Source organism: Legionella sp. MW5194, assembly GCF_016864235.1.
GTDB lineage: Bacteria > Pseudomonadota > Gammaproteobacteria > Legionellales > Legionellaceae > Legionella_C.
Map to the genome: position 1 here is coordinate 2,908,464 of NZ_CP045732.1, position 18,990 is coordinate 2,927,453.

An 18,990-nucleotide genomic window follows, 5' to 3' on the forward strand; every position below is an offset into this window, starting at 1 on the left:
GATATTATGTACGCCCTTGAAATAAACGAATTGCGTAAAACGTATGCCAATGGGGTAGAGGCTCTAAAAGGCATTAATCTTACGGTCAAAAAAGGCGACTTTTTTGCCCTGCTTGGTGCGAATGGCGCAGGCAAATCAACCACCATTGGTCTGATTACCACCCTGGTCACCAAAACCTCGGGTAAAATTTCAATCGACGGGTATGACCTGGATGAAAAACCTGATTTTGCCAAAGCCTGCCTGGGTCTGGTGCCCCAGGAATTCAATCTGAACATCTTTGAGGCCTGTGATCAAATCCTTATCAATCAAGCCGGCTTTTACGGCATTGGCCGTAAGCAGGCCAGGCAACAGGCAGACATTCTTTTACAGCAACTGGGCTTGTGGGAAAAGCGCCACAGCATTGTCCGGCACCTTTCCGGAGGCATGAAACGACGGCTGATGATTGCCCGGGCATTGATTCATCAACCCAGGGTTTTGATTCTGGATGAACCCACCGCCGGCGTCGACATTGAAATTCGCCGCAGCATGTGGGATTTTCTCACCCAAACCAACGCCCAGGGAACAACCATCATTTTAACCACCCATTACCTTGAAGAGGCCGAACAATTGTGTAAAAACATTGCCATCATTGATCAGGGCCAAATTATCGAAAACACGTCCATGAGAGCACTGTTGAAAACACTTCACCATCAAACCTTCGTATTGAACACCGAATCACCCATCACGGAGCTGCCATCCCTTGAGCCTTTCAGTGCCACCCTGATTGATAATCACACCTTCGAATTGCGGGTCGACAATCAGGTGTCGCTTAACGACGTGTTTTCAGTACTGAGCGAACGGGGTTTGCGTATCCACAGTTTACGTAACAAAACCAATCGCCTCGAAGAACTTTTTCTGGATTTAATTAACCATGACCATTAATCGTCAAGTTGTCGCGTTGTATACCCTGGTTCGCCGCGAATTAGTCCGTATGTTCCGCATCGCAAGCCAGGTGTTTTTACCGCCGGTCATTACCACTGCCCTGTATTTTTTAATTTTTGGGACCTTGATTGGCAATCGCATAGGCCCTGTCGGCGGCGTCTTGTACACCACGTTTATTGCGCCGGGCTTGATCATGATGTCGGTAATTACCAATGCCTACGGCAACGTCTCTACCTCGCTATTCAGCTCACGATTCCAGAAAAACGTGGAAGAAATGCTGGTCAGCCCCATGCACGACAGCCTGTTGCTGCTGGGCTATGTCCTGGGTGGTATTTTACGAGGAATGATCGTGGCGCTGCTGGTCTACCTTGTTTCCTGTTTTTTTGTGCGGATAGAACTTTACAGTCTCAGCATGACTTGCCTCGTGGTTATCCTGGTGTCTGCTATTTTTTCACTGGCCGGCTTTACCAATGCCATGGTCGCCCGCAATTTCGATGATGTCATGATTATCCCGACCTTCGTATTAACACCGCTGACTTATCTGGGCGGGGTTTTTTATTCAACGAGCATGCTGCCTGGCATCTGGAAGACGATTTCTCACTTTAACCCCATTCTTTACATGGTCAATGCACTGCGGCACGCCATGATCAATCAGGAAGAAATACCCATGACTGAAGCCCTGTTAATCATACTGGCCCTGCTGGCATTCCTGACCGGACTCAACCTTTACATGCTTAAAAAAGGGACTGGGCTACGCGATTAACCCGAGCGGGAAGAGCGGACGCCTGCCCGTTTTTCAATTCGCGCATGGGCAATTTTTTCATTGCCTTTTTGTTGCCTTGAAAATCGGATGTGTACATCGTGCAAATCATGCGCTCTATTAAAAAACAAACCAGTGTAGTTTTCTCTGGCAAAAGCCTTCCCGCGATTTAAAGTAAATTCCAGGGTAATCGCTTTAAACGCCTCAATGATTCTGGTTTTAGCGGCGTGAACCAGACGCTCCTGGCTTTCGGGAGTAAACTGTCTGCTATACCAGGGTTGAGGCTCGGGCGTATCAAGAAGCAACCAGGCTTCAGGCGTTGGGTGATCCATGATTTTGCTCATGATGCGTTTTTGTAAAAATTGCATTTTTGCAATGATTTTATTCTGACAAAAATTGCGCTGCAGGAGCCCATCGCCGGTTCCATCATTCGATTTACGTTCAATAATAGTCAGGCAATGGCCGCGAAGCGCAATACCGTCAAATTCCTGTCTGGCCTTTGTTTCCGGATCCATCACCGTAAAGGATTTATACAGGCTCAATGACAGCTTCTGGGTAAAATCCATGATCGTGTCCAACAAGCCTGCCGTGACATCATTCTCATCGATACCGCACAATCTGGCTATTTGTTCCCTTTGCTGCATTTCGAGTTGCGTATTTCTACCGCTTAAATCATCGTATTCGGCGCCAGCTGCAGTCAGCACGGCGGAGGTCAATGTGCTTATTGTCTCTTCCTCATCGGAATCGTAATCCAAAAAGGTATCGACAAAAGCAACGTCGGACTCGATACCCCTATCGGGATAGGGGTAAACCAGAGGCCCTACCATTTTAAACTGCGTGAGATTATTCACCCACTCCTGCAGGCTTCTGGCGTCGGAAGAGTCATGGCCTAACTCAAGAAAAGCCTGATTATAGTGCTGAAAACGCGTTGCTGGCGGCGGTAATGCGTCTTCCAATTGTTCGATTTGCAACGCCGTGTCTTGATATAAACTCTGGATTGCACTCTGAAGCTTGACCATCTCACCAGCCATGTATTTCCGGCAGGAAGCCCGCGCTTTATCCAGCAATTTGCCGTATTCTTTTTGCAGATGATTGCGTAGTTGTTCTTTCTCCCGGGTTGCCAGTTGCCTGATCGTGGAGTAGTTGTATTCACATTGCAGCAGACTTTGGTTAACAACATCAACAAAATGGCGGGAATAGCGGGCATACTCCCCGGAAAGTCCGGTGTGATACGCCAACAATTTAAGCTGCTTATCGAGGACTGCCAGTTCCTGGTGAAGGAATTTTTTTTCTGCCTGCAGGGCTTGCATCTGTTCACTTAACAGGTTTGCAGTCACAGGCTCGCGCGCTAATTGCTGCTGCTCTCCCTCAAGAAGTTGAATTTCCTTAGCTATTTTTTGCAATCGCTCGTTTAAAAATTTTCTGTATTTAAACTGTTCCTTGTCTTGAGAAGACAAGGACGCGACATGCGCCTTCAATAATTCCAGCGTCGTGTAATAGGCTCTATAAACAGCGGCATCACAATCATCGCTTTTTAGAGAAAAATTTTCCAGTTCTTCATTAAGCAGCTTTTTGCGTTTTTCAGTCAATTTTTCATAGCGTTTCAAGGCTGCTTTAAACGGTTGAAGACTTTCTACAGGATTGCCCAAGGACTGACCAGTCAAGTGAGCCCAGGCGTTATTAATGATTTTAATGTCGGCTTTGATTTCTTTGAGTTCGCGCAGGATTGCATCAAAGTCATCTTGAATCGCTAGTATTTCACCCAGCCTGAGAACCTTTTTTTCAAGCTCGGGCAAGGCATAACTGACATTCAAAAAAGGGCTTTTTTCTCTGAAAAATATTCAAAAGCCAACAATTCGTTATAAATGCAACTAAAATACCGGAATACCGCCGGAGAGGGGTAATGCTCCGTTCGCTGGCTATGCTTTGATTTTTTATCCAGTTCCTCTTTTTGCCGCTCAGGCCTACTGCTTGACACCCGATCGTCAAAATGGCCATGTAATCCTTCAGGGCCTTCGCTCTGCAGCACATCGTTCCAGTCGGTTTCTTCCAATGGCGGTTCTTTAACGACTACATTGTAACCGGCCTCAATAAACAGGGTTTTTGCCCTGCCAAACGCTTGATTGGCTGAAGAATTGTCCTTGTCATGATCTTTCAGGAAGACGACGGTCGCCCCGGGAGGGTAATGGGTTTTGACATACCCCAATACGGTCGGTAAAGCATCAACACCCATGGAGGCTAAAATGGCATGATTTTCCTTGATCGCATCGATAACTGCCACACTGGCCGCCGTTTCAACCCCTTCCGCGATGTAGACCTCATCCCGAGAGACACCCGGATTGACAATGGCCGCTTTCCCTAGACGCGGCGGATTGGTCGCGCCAATGTATTTTTTGCAATAGAATTTACGGGATTTACCCTGCGCCTTCTGGCCATCAGCCCCGACTTGAATGAGTTGTACACCCATTAAGCGATTATCAAGGTCATGAACCGGGGTCACCAGGTAATCACGGTACGGCTCGTTGTCATCCAGTTCCTTAATGCCCAAGGGACCGCGTAAATGTTTAAAGGACAGGCTTCTGGCTACTGTCGCCGGAATGTGTCGCGTGTCGACCAGGTATTTTTCTGCCGGAGTGTTGGCAATGGACTGAGACGATTCCCATAATCGCGTTGCCAAGGCTATTTTTTTCTCATCAATGAGAAACGCCTGTAATTCAGTAATGGATTTAATACGCATAAAGGAGAATAAGTAACCAAATTGGTCTTAATATCTCACATTCAGATTAACAAAAGCTTAAAACAACCATAATCCATCACAACTGGCCTTATTTCTCTTTCCTCCAGGGATTGACGCTCTTGTTTAGACTGGTATATGGTAAGTAAATGATCTTTAAATTTAACTTTAATCCACTTTGGACTCTGTTTAACGCATCTACATCTCGGGAATTGTTATAGAAAGAATTTCATAAAGCATCAGGAGGTCACCATGGGAATTTTGGACTCCCTCATCAGTGCAGTCGTCAGTCCAGGCAGCGGCCACGCCATCACCGGTGGATTAGGCTTGATACTCGGAACAGGATTTGGCGCCTATCTCCATTCGCTGAAAGCCAATTGCGAAAAGAAAAATTTAGTCCTTACCCTGGAACATCTTCCTAAAACCCATGCAGAGATCCTGAATGAAAACTGTAAAGAAATCATCGAGAGCATGCTCCAGGAACTGGATGCCCTCGATAAAGGCTGCGAATTACAACTTCAATTAGGCAGTGCACTGCGTGAACACATTGACACGTTCTGCTATTTACGCCAACGAAGCGGCAGTGAGTTTTTTCATATCCCAAAACTGCATGAAGGGGTTAAATCCCTGGATCTGAACCATTCGACTGCTTACGCCATTGAAAAAACAATCAATGAATATTTTGAAACCTACCTGAATGTTAACCGTCAGGTTATTAATTCAGAAAACCGTGCCGCTGCGGTGGCCGCGGTGCAAATCATGCGCAACACCTCCATCATCCTTGTGCAGATGATGAAATCATTGGCGAGTTTACCAGGCTATGAGAATGAATTGCGGCTGCTTAAGCTTAAAGACATCATGAAGAATTTCTACACCAACATTCTTCATAACAAACTATTGACCGGCAATTTCAATAAAAATCTCCACGAATACCTCATTACCACGACGAAACAACGCGAAACCCTGGCATTGCGGGTCCAGGGGCATTATGACCAATTAATTGACCAATTGATTCTTGAACAACGCGACATCAGCATCCAACAATTGGCGCAGCAATCATCCATTCAGTTGCATGGTTTGACCAGTACGTTTCTGGAATTGGTTGCCCGTTTATTCGATAGTCAGGCGGGCAAAGAATTTACAGAAATCACCACGTATAAAATGGCGCAGGGCATGTTAAGAGCCGATACGGCGCAAGCCACTGGCTCATTACCCTTCCCTGATAAAGGAATTTATACCCTGCTGAAACCTTTCGCGGTCATCGCTGAAAATTTAAATCAATTAAGTCATCAGGAGGATTTGCTTTCCTTTGTTCAATACCAGGACCTGTTCAGCGATCCCGCCCTACTTAAAGCAATAGCCAACTGGAATCAGAAATACCACTACCGCACATTAAGCGTCGAAGAGCAGGCGCTTCTCGCGGAAGACCTGGCCATGATCTGCAAATTGCTGTTCGTCTGCCAGGCCCTTGAAAAGAACTTTTTTCAATCCGCAGTCAATTACGGGCACCGCGGCCTGCTGGCACGCGGCGAGTATCAGGCGAAGCGTTTCATCATCTCTTTCTTTTACGAAGCGGCTCTGCAGCGCATCGAACATTTTTTTACACGCCACCCGGCTTTCTCGGAGTTACTGCACCACATTAACGATCCGAAATGGCTCGAAGCGCAGGGCATTCCCATGACAGGGAATGGACAATCGTTTGTCATCAAAACGGAAGAGGCTTCCGATAAAAGCCTGGTAAAACAGAATAAAGTGGTGACCAACTCCGTATTCCGGCGCTGCATTCAGATGTTGAATAGCCTGCGCGTGCGAATGGATTACATCCACAATGCATTTTTAGACAGGCATTACCTGGACACACCAGTGGGTACCGAGGATTCACCTGTTCAGACCCCTGAAAATCGCGTCTACCAGTTTAATGTCGTGCGGTTACTGGAAGAGTTCGGCCTGGTGGATAGTCTGGGGATCAACCTGTCCAGCAAAACCACGCCCAAGCCATCAATCGATAAAAACCTGCTGACCTCCCTGCAATTGACTTATTTTCAAATTCAGCAGGCCGAGAAGCTTCTGCTTGATCTTTCCGGCAAACTGCGATTACGGACCATTTATAACCCAACGCGGTTGACCAGCACTTACCAATTGCAATTTGACGATAACGTGGTGGAAATTGATGCGGTACTCTACGACTACCTGAGAAACATTGGCAATGCCCATTTTGGCTGGCTTGATGTGCCTCAAAACCGTTTGCTTAATTTAGTCACGCAGGAGCAGGAATTTCATTTTCATGAGACGAAAGGCGGCAATCTCGCAGCGTACATGACATTGAATCACCAGTTGACGCGTCTTTATGATTTAACCAAGCAGCAAGTCGCAAGCCAAACCAATGGCGCCATCGAAGCCTTTTTGAGTCGACTGCACGATGTGCTCGCTAACCGGCAGGTGGTGATTGAGCACGTGACGCTGGAATCAGAAAACCTTAAACAATTGGCTGCCAACAACAGTCGCTTAAAGTCCGAATACACCAAGAACCAGCAGCAAATCGCCGCATTAAGCCAGGATGTCAGGTTGCTGCATGGTCAGTTACAAACGACTCAGGCAACCATTGCGGAGTTAAAAGAAAAGACAGAGCAGAATCTTGCCCACATCGAAAAGATTGAAACGATTAATGGCAATATCTACACCTTGTTGCTGGATGAATTTAAGGACAACATCAATGATCTCAATGACATTAACAAGGATTTAAATGGCAAGCTGGATGAAATTCAGCAGTTACTGCGCGGCCATCAATCCAGTCAGATTCAAATGGCCAGCGAGGAAATTTATACGCTGAAGCAGAATATGCGAACGCGCATTGACATCATCCTGCAACGTTTTAATCGTTACGAGAAAAGCTTTGAGTGCGCCAATGATGAAATCCGCAAAGCATTCAGCCGTCTTAAAAGTAATATTTCCCAGGAAAAATTAATCATCGAAAAACTGGAGTCCCAGCTCAATCTGGCCTTACGGCAGTTGGAAGAGCAGCGGCAGAAAGCACAGTTTTTTACTGCAAAACAAGGGCAAATTAAAGTCATTGTCAGTGATTTTAAAACCCTCTTTGCCCATCTTGAAACCACGTTTCAACCACGGCTCACTTTTTTTAGTTCCTACCGCAGTATAAAAACTAAAAATTTAATGACGTTCATCGAAATCCTCCTCGCCAATCAGCGCCATCTGAAAGCGTCTATCGACAGTTACCGCAGCAAGACGGATTTTAACCGCACCATCGATGAGTTATTGAATCAGAGCGAGGTCATTAATTGTTATCATGGACTTGTCAACCGCAGCGTGTCGAAAAAAGTCTTTAAAGACATCATCGACCAGTTTCAACGCGGAACACTGGTGCAGACATTAAAAACACAAGGGGTAGCCTACCACGATGCCTGCATTAAGCTCAGCTATGACGGGGAACTGGTGTATAAAAACGAGCGCATGCCCTGCCCGGTGCAGCCCTAAGCGCGGGGTGCTTTGCGCTTAAATCCGAGCGCCTCCAGCCGTTCATCCACAGCAGGATGGGTAGAGAACGCACTGCTTAAGGATTTTACCGGGTCAAAGCTTGAGGGATCAAACAGGTAAGACGCCTGGCGCACCTGCTCATGGGGGGTATTGCCATACTCCTCGTTGTATTGCTCAGCGTGCTGTTCATGATCCTGACTGATTTTCAATAAGGCCCGGGCCATGGGCTCGTTATCGCGCATTAACTCCACCGCGCCAGAATCAGCCATGTATTCTCTCGTACGGCTTAAAAAGAGCGTTAATAACACCGTCAGGATGGGCAGAACATAACGCAGGAGAACAATGATGAGCACCAAACGGTTGTCGCCGCGGCGATCGCGGCGGTAAATGACGGAATAAAACAGCATGTCAATGACAATCAGCAAAATATTGCTCAATATGGCAACCATCAAGGTCAATTTGATGTCGAGATGGCGAATGTGGCTTAGTTCGTGAGCCATCACCGCCTGCATTTCCGCCCTGTCGAGCTTTTCCATCAGGCCGCGGGTAATTGCCACCATGGCTGATTTTTCGCTGTAACCGCTGGCAAAGGCATTCATGTAGTTGGCTTCAATAATAAACACCTTGGGCATGTAGTGTAATCCGGCCGAGACTTTCATCTCTTCAACGACGTTATACAGTTGCTTTTCCTGAAGATTCGCTGCCGTTTCGGGGGTAATTTCACGGTATTCCGTTCCCATCAGCATGATGCGATCATAGAGCGCGTAGGCAGCAAAAAGAGAAATGACAGCCACTGCCCCCATGGTTAAAGTCGCATACGGTACCGCCTTTAGCGTCAGCAACGCAAGGAAGCATTGCTCCAGTGAAAGACCGGGGTAGCTGGATTGCAGAATGACCACATCAACTAACAGCCCCACGCCTACGTAAATGGCGATGAACAGGAGAATCACCGTGCGGGTTTTCCGCTGGTTGCGCCTCAACTGTTCGCGCCAGTTACCGGTGGTGGCATGGTAATCGGACAGGGCCATGGTCTAACTCAGAACTTAACCGTGTAAGCTTCGTTCGCTTTAATCTGTTCCTCAGGCAACGCCCAATACTCAAATTGCTTGTCCAGAGCTGCCGGGAAAAAATTAACGACCATCGCTTCAACAAAGGATTTTTTCTTGGCGTAATACCGTTCAATGCTGTCGTTGTAGGCTTGTTTGGCATAGGATAGTTTATTTTCGGTATTGACGATTTCTTCCTGAAGTTGCAATACATTCTGGTTGGCTTTCAAATCCGGGTACTGCTCAAAAACCACGTTCAGCCCCGAGGCAATTTGGGAAATGCCATTTTCAGCAGCAATTCTGGCCTGCTCGTCACCAGCCGCCTTAGCCGCTTGCGCCTGATTACGCAGAGCCACCACGTCCTTCAGCGTGGTTTGTTCATAATCCATGTATTTTTTAACCGTCTCAATGAGCGATTCGAAGACTTTGAAACGTCGATCAAGCTGGATATCAATCTGGCGTTTATTGTTGTTAATGGCTTCAATCATGCCGATTAACGCGTTGTAAATACCAATCACCCAAAAGGCAATGATCACCGCAATAACGAGGAGTACGATTAGGAATTTGCCCATCTTTTGCATTCCTTTAATTATTACTGTTCAATAAGTTATAGCTCAAAGTAACAGGAAAATAAAATAGTTTAACCCCATTGCAGCATGATTATTAACGCTGTAAAGCCCACCCTTGCGGCTGCCAGACTGACTTAGGAAGCAGGTTACAGGCCATTGGCGCACGGATAGACATTCATGCGCGACTTTTCTGAGCCTGCGACAGCAATGGCTTTAAAAACTGCCCTGTGTAGGACTGTGGCGAGGCGGCAATCATTTCCGGTGTCCCCATCGCGATGATTTGACCGCCTTTGCTCCCCCCTTCCGGACCTAAATCGATAATCCAGTCGGCGGTTTTAATGACATCGAGGTTATGTTCGATAATGACGACGGTATTGCCCTGATCCCGTAACCTGAATAAAACAGCCAATAGCTGTTTGGTATCATGAAAATGCAACCCGGTCGTCGGCTCATCGAGAATATACAGGGTATTGCCTGTATCGCGCTTGGATAATTCCCGTGCGAGCTTAATGCGCTGAGCCTCGCCTCCTGATAAGGTCGTCGCGCTCTGGCCCAGACGAATATAGGATAATCCCACATCAATCAATGTCTGGCATTTGCGGGCCAGCACTGGAATGGCATCAAAAAATACCCGGGCATCTTCCACGGTTAAATCAAGGATCTCATGAATGTTTTTACCTTTATACTGGATCTCAAGCGTTTCACGGTTGTAACGCTTGCCCTTGCAGACATCGCAGGCGACGTAGATGTCCGGCAGAAAATGCATCTCGACCTTGATTAAGCCGTCGCCCTGGCAGGCCTCGCAGCGTCCGCCGCGGACATTAAAACTGAACCGGCCCGGTTGATACCCGCGAGCGCGGGCTTCAGGCGTGCCTGAAAACAATTCACGGATGGGTGTAAAAAGGCCGGTGTAAGTCGCTGGATTGGAGCGCGGCGTGCGGCCAATAGGGCTTTGATCAATATCAATCACCTTGTCGCAGTGTTCAAGCCCGGTCAGCGATTCAATCGTGCAGGGTGTTAGCAGATTCGCGCGATTTAAGCGGTTGGCCGCCAGCGGATAGAGCGTGTCATTAATTAGACTGGATTTGCCGGAGCCCGATACGCCAGTGATGCAGGTGATTAAGCCTGCGGGAATACTGGCATCCAGGCCTTTTAAATTATTACAGGTCACGCCTTTCAGGTGAATCATGCGTTTTTTATCCACACTCACCCGTTTTTCCGGCACCGGAATGGACTCCTTCCCAGCCAGGTAGCGACCTGTGAGAGAGGCTTTGTTAGCCATGATCTCCTCGGGCTTGCCGCTCGCTACGATCATGCCGCCGTGCACCCCGGCTCCAGGTCCCACATCCAGTACGTAGTCAGCCGCGCGGATGGCCTCTTCATCATGCTCCACCACGATAACCGTGTTGCCAAGATTACGCAAATGCAGCAGGGTTTTAAGCAGGCGGTCATTGTCGCGTTGATGAAGACCGATGGACGGTTCATCGAGAATGTACATCACGCCAACCAATCCCGAACCAATTTGGCTGGCCAAACGAATGCGTTGCGCTTCTCCCCCCGACAGGGTTTCGGCACTGCGGGCCAATGAGAGGTAATCCAGGCCTACATTGACCAGGAAACCCAACCGTTCCACAATTTCCTTATTGATTTTGGCGGCAATTTCCCCTTTGTAGCCGTCAAGTTGCAACCCTTTGAAAAAGTCATAGGCGTTTTCTATCGAATAGGCAGAAATCTCCGGCAGGTTTTTATTATCCACAAACACATGCCGGGCCTCTTCCCGCAACCGCGCCCCCTGACAGGTTTGGCATGGGCGTGAGGAAAGGTACTTGGCAAGTTCCTCACGAACCATGGAGGACTCTGACTCATGGTAGCGGCGCTGCATGTTGGGAATGATGCCCTCAAACGCATGGCGTCTTGACAAAAAATCGCCATGCGGACGCTGGTAGCGAAACTCAATGACCTCGCTGCCGCTGCCGTAAAGAATAATTTGCCGTATTTTTTCCGGCAAATCGATAAACGGTGTTTCCACATTAAACTGATAATGCTGCGCCAGAGACTCAAGCATCGGAAAATAATAGGTGGTTTTCCTGTCCCAACCGCGAATGGCCCCATCGGCCAGGCTTAACCTGTCATCATGAACCACGCGCTCAGGGTCAAAATACTGATCGACGCCGAGACCGTCGCAATCGGGGCAAGCGCCCATAGGGTTATTAAATGAAAACAGCCGCGGCTCGAGCTCGCTTAAACTGTAACCGCACTCAGGGCAGGCAAATTTGGAAGAGAACACCATCTCTGTGAAATCGTTGTCCAGCGACGCGACAATAGCGATGCCCTCCGCCAGATTAAGTGCATTTTCAAACGATTCGCTTAACCGTTGCGCAATATCGTCGCGCACTTTAAAGCGATCGACCACAACCTCAATGCTGTGTTTTTGCCGCAGAGCCAGTTTCGGCGGATCGTCAAGCTCACATAATTCCCCATCAATGCGGGCACGGACATAACCCTGGGCCTGCAATTGCTGAATCAGCTGCAAATGTTCCCCTTTCCGCTCGCGAACCACCGGCGCTAAAATCATGGCTTTGCTGTCTGCCGGCATGGACAAGACCTGATCAACCATCTGGCTGACCGTTTGAGCATGCAGGCTGATGTGATGTCTGGGGCAACGGGGCTCCCCCACCCGAGCAAATAATAGACGCAGGTAATCATAAATCTCGGTAATGGTGCCTACAGTGGAACGCGGATTATGCGATGTGGCTTTCTGTTCGATGGATATGGCCGGCGACAGACCTTCGATGGCATCCACATCCGGTTTTTCCATCATGGATAAAAATTGACGGGCATAAGCCGACAACGATTCCACGTAGCGGCGTTGCCCCTCGGCATACAGGGTGTCGAAGGCCAGCGACGATTTGCCGGAGCCTGACAGGCCCGTAATGACTGTGAGCTTATCGCGGGGAATGGTCACGTCAATGTTTTTCAGGTTGTGGGTTCTCGCGCCACGAATGGTAATGGAATGCATGGAAGTGCCGGATTAATTGAAAAAAATTACAAATTATATCTCTGCTATAATTCTTAAACCAATGTTTATTTTTGACAATAGTAGTTAATTATCAACCAAAATTGCTGTAATTGTTACAAGGAAACCATCGTGAAGAGTAGCCTATTGCGCAATTTTTTTCTACTATTCCTTTTTTCTCTGCCCGTTTTTTCTTATGCTGATGCCCAGGATGATGAGGTTGCCGCCTGGGCTCAGACCACGTTATTGAACACATTAACGGTTAATTACGACAGTTACGAAGAGGACATTGCTAGCAACCGCATCAATTACACTCAAAATGCCAGGGACGCGCTGCGCGGCTTTCTTGGCAATTACCTTTCCGTTATCGAAGAAAACCAGCTCTCTCTGCATCCACAGGCTTTGGGTAACGCACAAATTATCAATGAAGGTTATTTTTCCGGCATTCATTTCTGGCGGATTAATCAGGCCATTGCCATACCCGAATTAAGCATCCAGATTGCCTTTTCCATTGTGGTGGTTAAAGTCAATGGCGACCCTCCCTACCTGGTGCAAAGCGTCAGCATGATTAAGCAGCCTTATCCTTAACGGCGATGGTGTTGGAACCTGGCTAAAAAATGTTATACTGGGGAAATAGCCCCGGCCCTGCGAAATTCTATGCGCGCACTCATCCATTTAATTGCAAGCACCCTGCTGCTGTTGTCCGTGAATTTCGCTCATGCGGAAACGAACCTGAAAGAGATTGAACAGACGTTAAGCGACTCCGTCATTACTGCCAAAATTACCGCGAAATTCACCAAAAACCGTGATCTCAATCCGCTGAAAATCTCGGTAAGTACCCGCGATGGCATTGTCACCTTAAACGGCCACGTGAATGATCGGGAAGCCTTTGTTAACGCCCTTCGCCTTACCAAAAACACCAAGGGTGTCAAGTCCGTTGAAATTGAAAATTTAATCATTCAGCCGGTCAACACCTCGTTTACCGATGCCTACATCACTGCCAAAGTGGAAGCCGCCATACTGAAGGCAAAGGTGTTCGATGACGAAACCATTCCCCTGGTAGGGATTAACGCCACGACCAGCAATGGCGCTGTGACCCTGTCTGGCCGCGTTAAAACCAATAAATCAATCATCGCCATTGTGAAACGGGTGAATGCAGTCAAAGGCGTAAAAAAGATTATCTCCAATCTGGAAGTCAACCGGGAAAGCTAGAGCAAGTGTAGGACACAGGCATGAAACCAATAACCCGCTTTCGTATTTTTCTTTGGCAATTCAGTCATTTCAAGGTACCGTTAATCGGTTATCTGAAGCCTAAACTTTTATCCATCGATGATGCGCAGGTGGTAGTCAAACTTCCCTTAACCCGACGCAGCAAAAACCACTTGAATTCCATGTATTTTGGCGCACTGTCCGTTGGGGCTGACCTGGCTGGAGGTCTGCATGGTTTTTATTATGCTGAAAAAAGCGGGGTTAAAATCTCCCTGGTTTTTAAATCCTTTCAGGCGCAATTCATCAAGCGCCCTGAAGCTGATGTTTATTTTGTCTGCAACCAGGGCGAGGTGGTCAGGCAAATGATTGATGAATCCCGGCAGAGCGGTGAGCGCATCAATAAGCCGCTTACCATTGAAGCGTTTATCCATTATGACAGGGAACCAGAAGAGGTTGCACGGTTTATCCTTGAACTGTCACTTAAAGTAGTTGGTTGAGTCGGTCTCATGGTCGGTAAAAGACATCGCCTGTGGTTCATTCTGGTTACCGGAGTCACGCTTGTTTATGGACTTGTCTTTGCCATGCAGTTTAATAAATGCCTACGCCTTGATATCTCCGCATTTTATACAACCGCGCAGGCGCTGTCCCAAGGGCTTGACCCTTACCAGAATTTTGTTCCGGATTATTTACCTCATGCCAAAAAGCTGCCGGCCAATCTTAACCCACCCATTTTTTTACTTCTCTTCAGACCCCTTTCCCAACTCCCTTATGAGTACGCAGTCCCTGTCTGGTCCTTGTTTATTTTTGCATTGGGCATTTGGGGGGCGTGGCTTACGTTCAGGCTAGCCTTCCCCAAGCCCTTTATCAAAAGGCATGGGATCCTGTTGCTGGCTGTTTACCTGTTGTTGTTCAACACCCTCATGGATACCGTCATTGTCCAGATGGGGTCTGTGATCTTTTTCATGGTAATGGCAGGCTATTTCGCCTACACCCGCGGCCATGATCGCCTTGCCGGTTGTTTGTGGGGAAGCATTACCGCCATTAAACTCTTCCCAGGGTTGTTGTTTGTTTTTGCGTTCAGGCAACGACGATACACCGTCTGTCTGGCCATGGCCTTAAGTTTTATCGTTCTTTGGCTCATCCCCCTGTTCACCCACGGCGCCATTCTTTATGAGCAATACTTCACCATGATGAAGCGGGTATTATGGTATGGCGACAGTTGGAATGCATCCATCCATGGCTACCTGTACCGGCTATTGATTGACAATGTTCACCCTGACCCCGGGATTTTAGTTCTTACCAGGAGCCTGTACCTGGTGTTTTTTACCCTGATTTTTTACTGGTACTGCAAAGCCATCAAACCCGGGAATCATTCAGCCAATCCGCACTATGCGTTTTGTTTAACCCTGCTGCTCATGCTGCTGTTAAGCCCTTTTGGCTGGCTGTATTATTTTTCCCTGCTGCTGTTTCCCTTAGTCTTAAGCTGGCAGACACTGGTCACCTGCAGGGATATCCCGCCGCATTTAACGGCCCTCTGGTTTTTGGCCTTTTTTTTAGTGAACGTGCCACTGGATTATGTCATGTTTACCAAAATGCCTGATTTAATAAGCCGGATGACGTTGTACTCGCTCTTTTTTTATGGCCTGGTCTTGTTGATTTATGTAGTGACACGCCTTTTAGGCCGAACCTACCCCAAGACAGCATGGAGTCTGCATAAAAACCGCGAACTGGCTGTGCCGCTTTTTTTAATCCTTGCTCTGGGTGCAGTTATTCCTGTGTTTTTTTATGGTTTAAGCCTGCTGAAGCGCCTTAGCTAGCCCGGGTTACTGAAATAAAAACTGTTTTTACCCTCGCTTTTAACTTTGTACAACGCGGCATCGGCCTTCTGCAGTAAGGCTTCGGCCGTTTTGGCGGCAAAAGGATACACGGCAATGCCAATACTCACTGACACATTCACCTCGATACCGTCAATCACCAGGGGGTGAGGAATGGATTCTATCAACCGCTTCGCCAGCAACGAGAGAGCGGAATAGGAGCTGAAATCGGTCACAATCAGCAAAAACTCATCCCCCGCCAAGCGTGCCAAATAATCGTGGGCGCGAATCGATTGTTTAAAGCATTGACTGACCTCCACCAGCAATTGATCGCCTAAATGATGACCGTGGGTGTCGTTCACCTCTTTAAAATCGTCAAGATCAAGAAACATCAGGCCAACTTCGCTTTTGTTGCGCGTGGCACGGCTGATGGCCAGCTCAAGCATCTCCATGCAGGCTCGGCGATTAGGCAATTTGGTCAGTTCATCATGCAGGGCGAGATGCTGAAGCTGGGAATACGCCATTTTGCGTTCTACCGCAAGACTCATCTGTGAGGCCAACAGGTCAATCATGTCCAAATCTTCAATGGGTGCGGTATGGTTTTCGTCACTTAAAAATTCAAACACCGCATAAATCTCATTCGCTACGATAATGGGAAAGGCCAAAGCCCCGCTGAATTTAAAATGGGAGCAGTGCGCCTGTTCCAGCGAAAAGGGATTGGCGGTGGCAGAGGACAGCCATAGTGCTTTTCGCTCCTGAAAAACCTGACCCACAATGCCTTCCTTTTTACTAAACTCAAGGCTTTTCAGTGAGGCGCTGCAGGCTGCTTCTCCTTTCATCGGTTGGTGCCAGACCGACTCGACATACGGGGTGTCATTATTGACATAATACACCAGGCCTACCGCAAACCGGATCGCCTGACTGATTGTTGCGGCACAGAATTTAAAAGCATCCTGTATAGTGTCGGTTACCAGAATCATGCGGGTCGTTTTGTAAATGAGGTCAAGCTCAAGGTTTTTAAGTGATAATTTTTCCTGGGTAAATTTCAATGTCGTAATATCAATGTGGGTACCGACCACGCGGCGTATTCGACCGTCCGGATCGACAATGCCCTGTCCGCGGCAAAGAATCCACACCGGTTTGCCGTTACGATGGCGATAACGCACTTCCTGATGAAGGGGGTATTTACCTTTGGACACGATGTGTTTTTTAAGATTACTCTCAAGCAATTTAAAGTCGTCAGGAAAGGCGTTGTCGCGGAAAAAATCCAGGGTCGGCGTATAGTGGTCCCGTTCATAGCCTAAGGAACGCAATAATTTACTGGATAAAATACACTCTTTGGTCTCAAGATTAATATCCCACCAGCCATCTGTGGTTTCATCAAGGATAAGATCATAAATGGTCTTGTTTTCCTGAAATAGATTCTCACTGTATTTTTTTGAGGCCAGCTCTTCCTGTAAAGCTTTGATGTTGGAGATATCACGAAAACTGAACAGATAACCGATGGTCTGATTGTCCGCGCCAATGAATGGACTGACTTTAAGCATCATCCGGCTGGTGGAATCAAATTGATTGACCAAATCGAGTTCAAGGTTATTAATCACTCCGGTGGCAGCAATCCGATTCATGATGTTTTTTTCAAGCATGGTGTTTTTGATGTTCAGCACCTCAAAAACGGATTGCCCTAACAGACTTTTTTTACGGACAACACCCAGAGTGCGCATGAACGTCTGATTGCATTCCATTATCCGGCAGGTGCGATCCACAAAGAGGTAGAGATCAGGCGAATTGTCATAAATCCGTTGATATCTTGACTCCACTTCCAGCAGACGACGGCTTTTGTCCGTAATCGACGTTTTTAACTGCGTGTTGTCCGTGGCCACTTTATTGCGCAATAAATTAACCAAAGCCAGCAACGTGGTGAGGGCTAACCCAAGAAAAATGGTAATAATCGGCAACCAGGGCCTGTTTTCTGCCACGTAACGGGGCGAAGGCCAGAGTTTAAAAACCAGCGGTTCCGTCAGAAAATCCAACTGCAGAAGCTCGGTATAGGCCCAACGATTGATAAAAGCCGGACTTCCCTCATTGATCTGAGTGAAGAGAACGGTGGGGCCATAATGAATCTCCACACCGGTTAATTCGGAATCAGCCCGTTTCACCGCCCCCGACACAATGCGCTGCAGATTGTACAACATCCAACCCGGACGGCCTTGATTGTGCGCAAAGCATAAATAGGGAACAGCGCCGCTCGCTGCATGCTCAACGACCGTGATGCTCATACCCTGTGTTTTTAATCCTTGCTGACAAAGACTGATTAAACGCAGTAAATGCGGTTTTGACAAGTCATCCATTGACCCGTGCTGATACAGGGTTTCCTTACCCCAGACAATGGCTGCGAGCGTAGGCATGTCTTTTAAATAATTTCCCGCATCCTCGCTGATGGCTTCATCGTTGAACGCATGATGGTTCAAACGGGAAAAAAAGCGTCGGGTAGCCCAAAAGCTGTCATGCAGACTGACTTCAATTTCCTTGGCAATCAGCCGCGTATCGGCTGCAATTTTTCGCCGTAATTGTTCTGCCGCATCGTCTAAAAAATTCTGCCAGAGTAAAATAAAAAACAGAAACCCGGTCACCAGAATAGTCATGGTCTGAACCATGCCGTGTTTTGAATAAAATTTAAAGTGGCGGTAATAAAAGAGGATAGCGAGAGACAGGCTGAGCAGCATAAAACAAAAAGCAGACTGAGCTCCCATTCCGGGGTAGCCTGCCCAGTTGTAAATGAGCTGGATATCCAGCAGATAACCAAACAGCGCGGCCAGACTGAGACACAGCACCAGGGCAACAAGCACCAGTTGCAACAGTTTGGTCCCTGTTTTTTTAAATAAACAATACAAAAGAATAGCCGCGTTCAACAGCACAATGCAAAAGGCGGTATTAGGTCCCATACGAATGGGATACCCCTTGTCAACGGCGGTTTGCGGGATGAGAAACCAATAGTCAAGACCCAGATCCCAACCGCTTGCGTACTCTAACAGGGTAAAAAGACCGATAAGACCCGACAACAGACTTAAAAGCATCGCCAGTCGCTTTTTAAGCGCCAGTGCAAAAACAGCGGAAGACGTGAGGACAATGCAAAGCGCGGTATTAAAGCGCATAACCAGAGAGCCTGCGCCAAACGTCGCAAATTGCGGTGCACGTGTTATCCAGCCAACCATGATCACAACCGCGATCAAATACGCCGCCGCTGCCAGCGCGTAGCAAAAATAATATCGCTTTGACCTTAATCCATTCGCCGTCAAAACAGCATCCTTAAAGGAAATGATATCGTCCGCTTCCAGGTAAGTATAGCCGCAAAGGAAGCACTTCAGGCCCTGTTCATATCATAGCAATAACAGTGCCAGATATTATTTTATTCTCATCACAGCATTT

At 47.6% G+C, this 18,990-nt stretch carries 13 protein-coding genes; 7 read left to right on the top strand and 6 right to left on the bottom strand.

The window, feature by feature from the left end; genetic code table 11:
* Positions 1–6: 6 nt before the first annotated feature.
* Together GH742_RS13445 and GH742_RS13450 are read left to right on the top strand one after the other, a co-directional pair.
* A complete protein-coding gene (locus GH742_RS13445; protein ID WP_203455391.1) occupies positions 7–921 on the top strand; it encodes an ABC transporter ATP-binding protein in 915 nt (304 codons plus the stop codon).
* Complete coding sequence (locus GH742_RS13450) at positions 911–1,684, top strand: ABC transporter permease (RefSeq protein WP_203455392.1); 774 nt, start codon at positions 911–913, stop codon at positions 1,682–1,684. Before GH742_RS13445 ends, GH742_RS13450 begins: the two co-directional genes overlap by 11 nt.
* Here the strand turns inward: GH742_RS13450 and GH742_RS13455 are convergent.
* The gene (locus tag GH742_RS13455) at positions 1,681–3,495 is read right to left on the bottom strand and encodes a hypothetical protein (RefSeq protein WP_203455393.1); all 1,815 of its coding nucleotides are present in this window, start codon (positions 3,493–3,495) and stop codon (positions 1,681–1,683) included. The genes GH742_RS13450 and GH742_RS13455 overlap by 4 nt on opposite strands.
* Positions 3,492–4,418: a toprim domain-containing protein gene (locus GH742_RS13460; RefSeq protein ID WP_203455394.1), complete on the bottom strand. Its 927-nt coding sequence runs from the start codon at positions 4,416–4,418 to the stop codon at positions 3,492–3,494. The genes GH742_RS13455 and GH742_RS13460 overlap by 4 nt, the downstream gene beginning before the upstream one ends.
* Before the next feature lie 249 nt (positions 4,419–4,667).
* Here GH742_RS13460 and GH742_RS13465 point away from each other — a divergent pair, with 249 nt between their 5' ends.
* Positions 4,668–7,907, top strand: coding sequence for a hypothetical protein (locus GH742_RS13465; RefSeq protein WP_203455395.1), 3,240 nt, complete (start codon positions 4,668–4,670; stop codon positions 7,905–7,907).
* On the opposite strand, the gene htpX is transcribed toward GH742_RS13465, so the two are convergent.
* From htpX to uvrA, 3 genes are all read right to left on the bottom strand, one after another.
* Positions 7,904–8,935, bottom strand: a complete 1,032-nt coding sequence (gene htpX / locus GH742_RS13470; RefSeq protein WP_203455396.1) for a zinc metalloprotease HtpX — start codon at positions 8,933–8,935, stop codon at positions 7,904–7,906. The two genes, GH742_RS13465 and htpX, sit on opposite strands and share 4 nt — an antisense overlap.
* Before the next feature lie 8 nt (positions 8,936–8,943).
* The gene (locus GH742_RS13475; RefSeq protein WP_203455397.1) at positions 8,944–9,525 is read right to left on the bottom strand and encodes a LemA family protein; all 582 of its coding nucleotides are present in this window, start codon (positions 9,523–9,525) and stop codon (positions 8,944–8,946) included.
* A 172-nt stretch (positions 9,526–9,697) separates the two neighbouring features.
* Positions 9,698–12,541, bottom strand: coding sequence for an excinuclease ABC subunit UvrA (uvrA, locus tag GH742_RS13480; protein ID WP_203455398.1), 2,844 nt, complete (start codon positions 12,539–12,541; stop codon positions 9,698–9,700).
* A gap of 129 nt (positions 12,542–12,670) precedes the next feature.
* On the opposite strand from uvrA, the gene GH742_RS13485 reads away from it, so the two are divergent.
* The 4 genes from GH742_RS13485 (at position 12,671) to GH742_RS13500 (ending at position 15,564) form a co-directional block, all read left to right on the top strand.
* The gene (locus GH742_RS13485) at positions 12,671–13,126 is read left to right on the top strand and encodes a DotI/IcmL/TraM family protein (RefSeq protein WP_203455399.1); all 456 of its coding nucleotides are present in this window, start codon (positions 12,671–12,673) and stop codon (positions 13,124–13,126) included.
* 69 nt (positions 13,127–13,195) lie between these two features.
* Positions 13,196–13,750 carry a BON domain-containing protein gene (locus GH742_RS13490; protein WP_203455400.1) on the top strand — a complete coding sequence of 185 codons (555 nt, stop codon included), beginning with the start codon at positions 13,196–13,198 and terminating at the stop codon, positions 13,748–13,750.
* 20 nt (positions 13,751–13,770) lie between these two features.
* The gene (locus tag GH742_RS13495; RefSeq protein ID WP_203455401.1) at positions 13,771–14,244 is read left to right on the top strand and encodes a PaaI family thioesterase; all 474 of its coding nucleotides are present in this window, start codon (positions 13,771–13,773) and stop codon (positions 14,242–14,244) included.
* Between the two features lie 9 nt (positions 14,245–14,253).
* Positions 14,254–15,564, top strand: coding sequence for a glycosyltransferase family 87 protein (locus tag GH742_RS13500; RefSeq protein WP_203455402.1), 1,311 nt, complete (start codon positions 14,254–14,256; stop codon positions 15,562–15,564).
* Here the strand turns inward: GH742_RS13500 and GH742_RS13505 are convergent.
* Positions 15,561–18,860: a diguanylate cyclase domain-containing protein gene (locus tag GH742_RS13505; RefSeq protein WP_203455403.1), complete on the bottom strand. Its 3,300-nt coding sequence runs from the start codon at positions 18,858–18,860 to the stop codon at positions 15,561–15,563. The two genes, GH742_RS13500 and GH742_RS13505, sit on opposite strands and share 4 nt — an antisense overlap.
* Between the last annotated feature and the right edge of the window lie 130 nt (positions 18,861–18,990).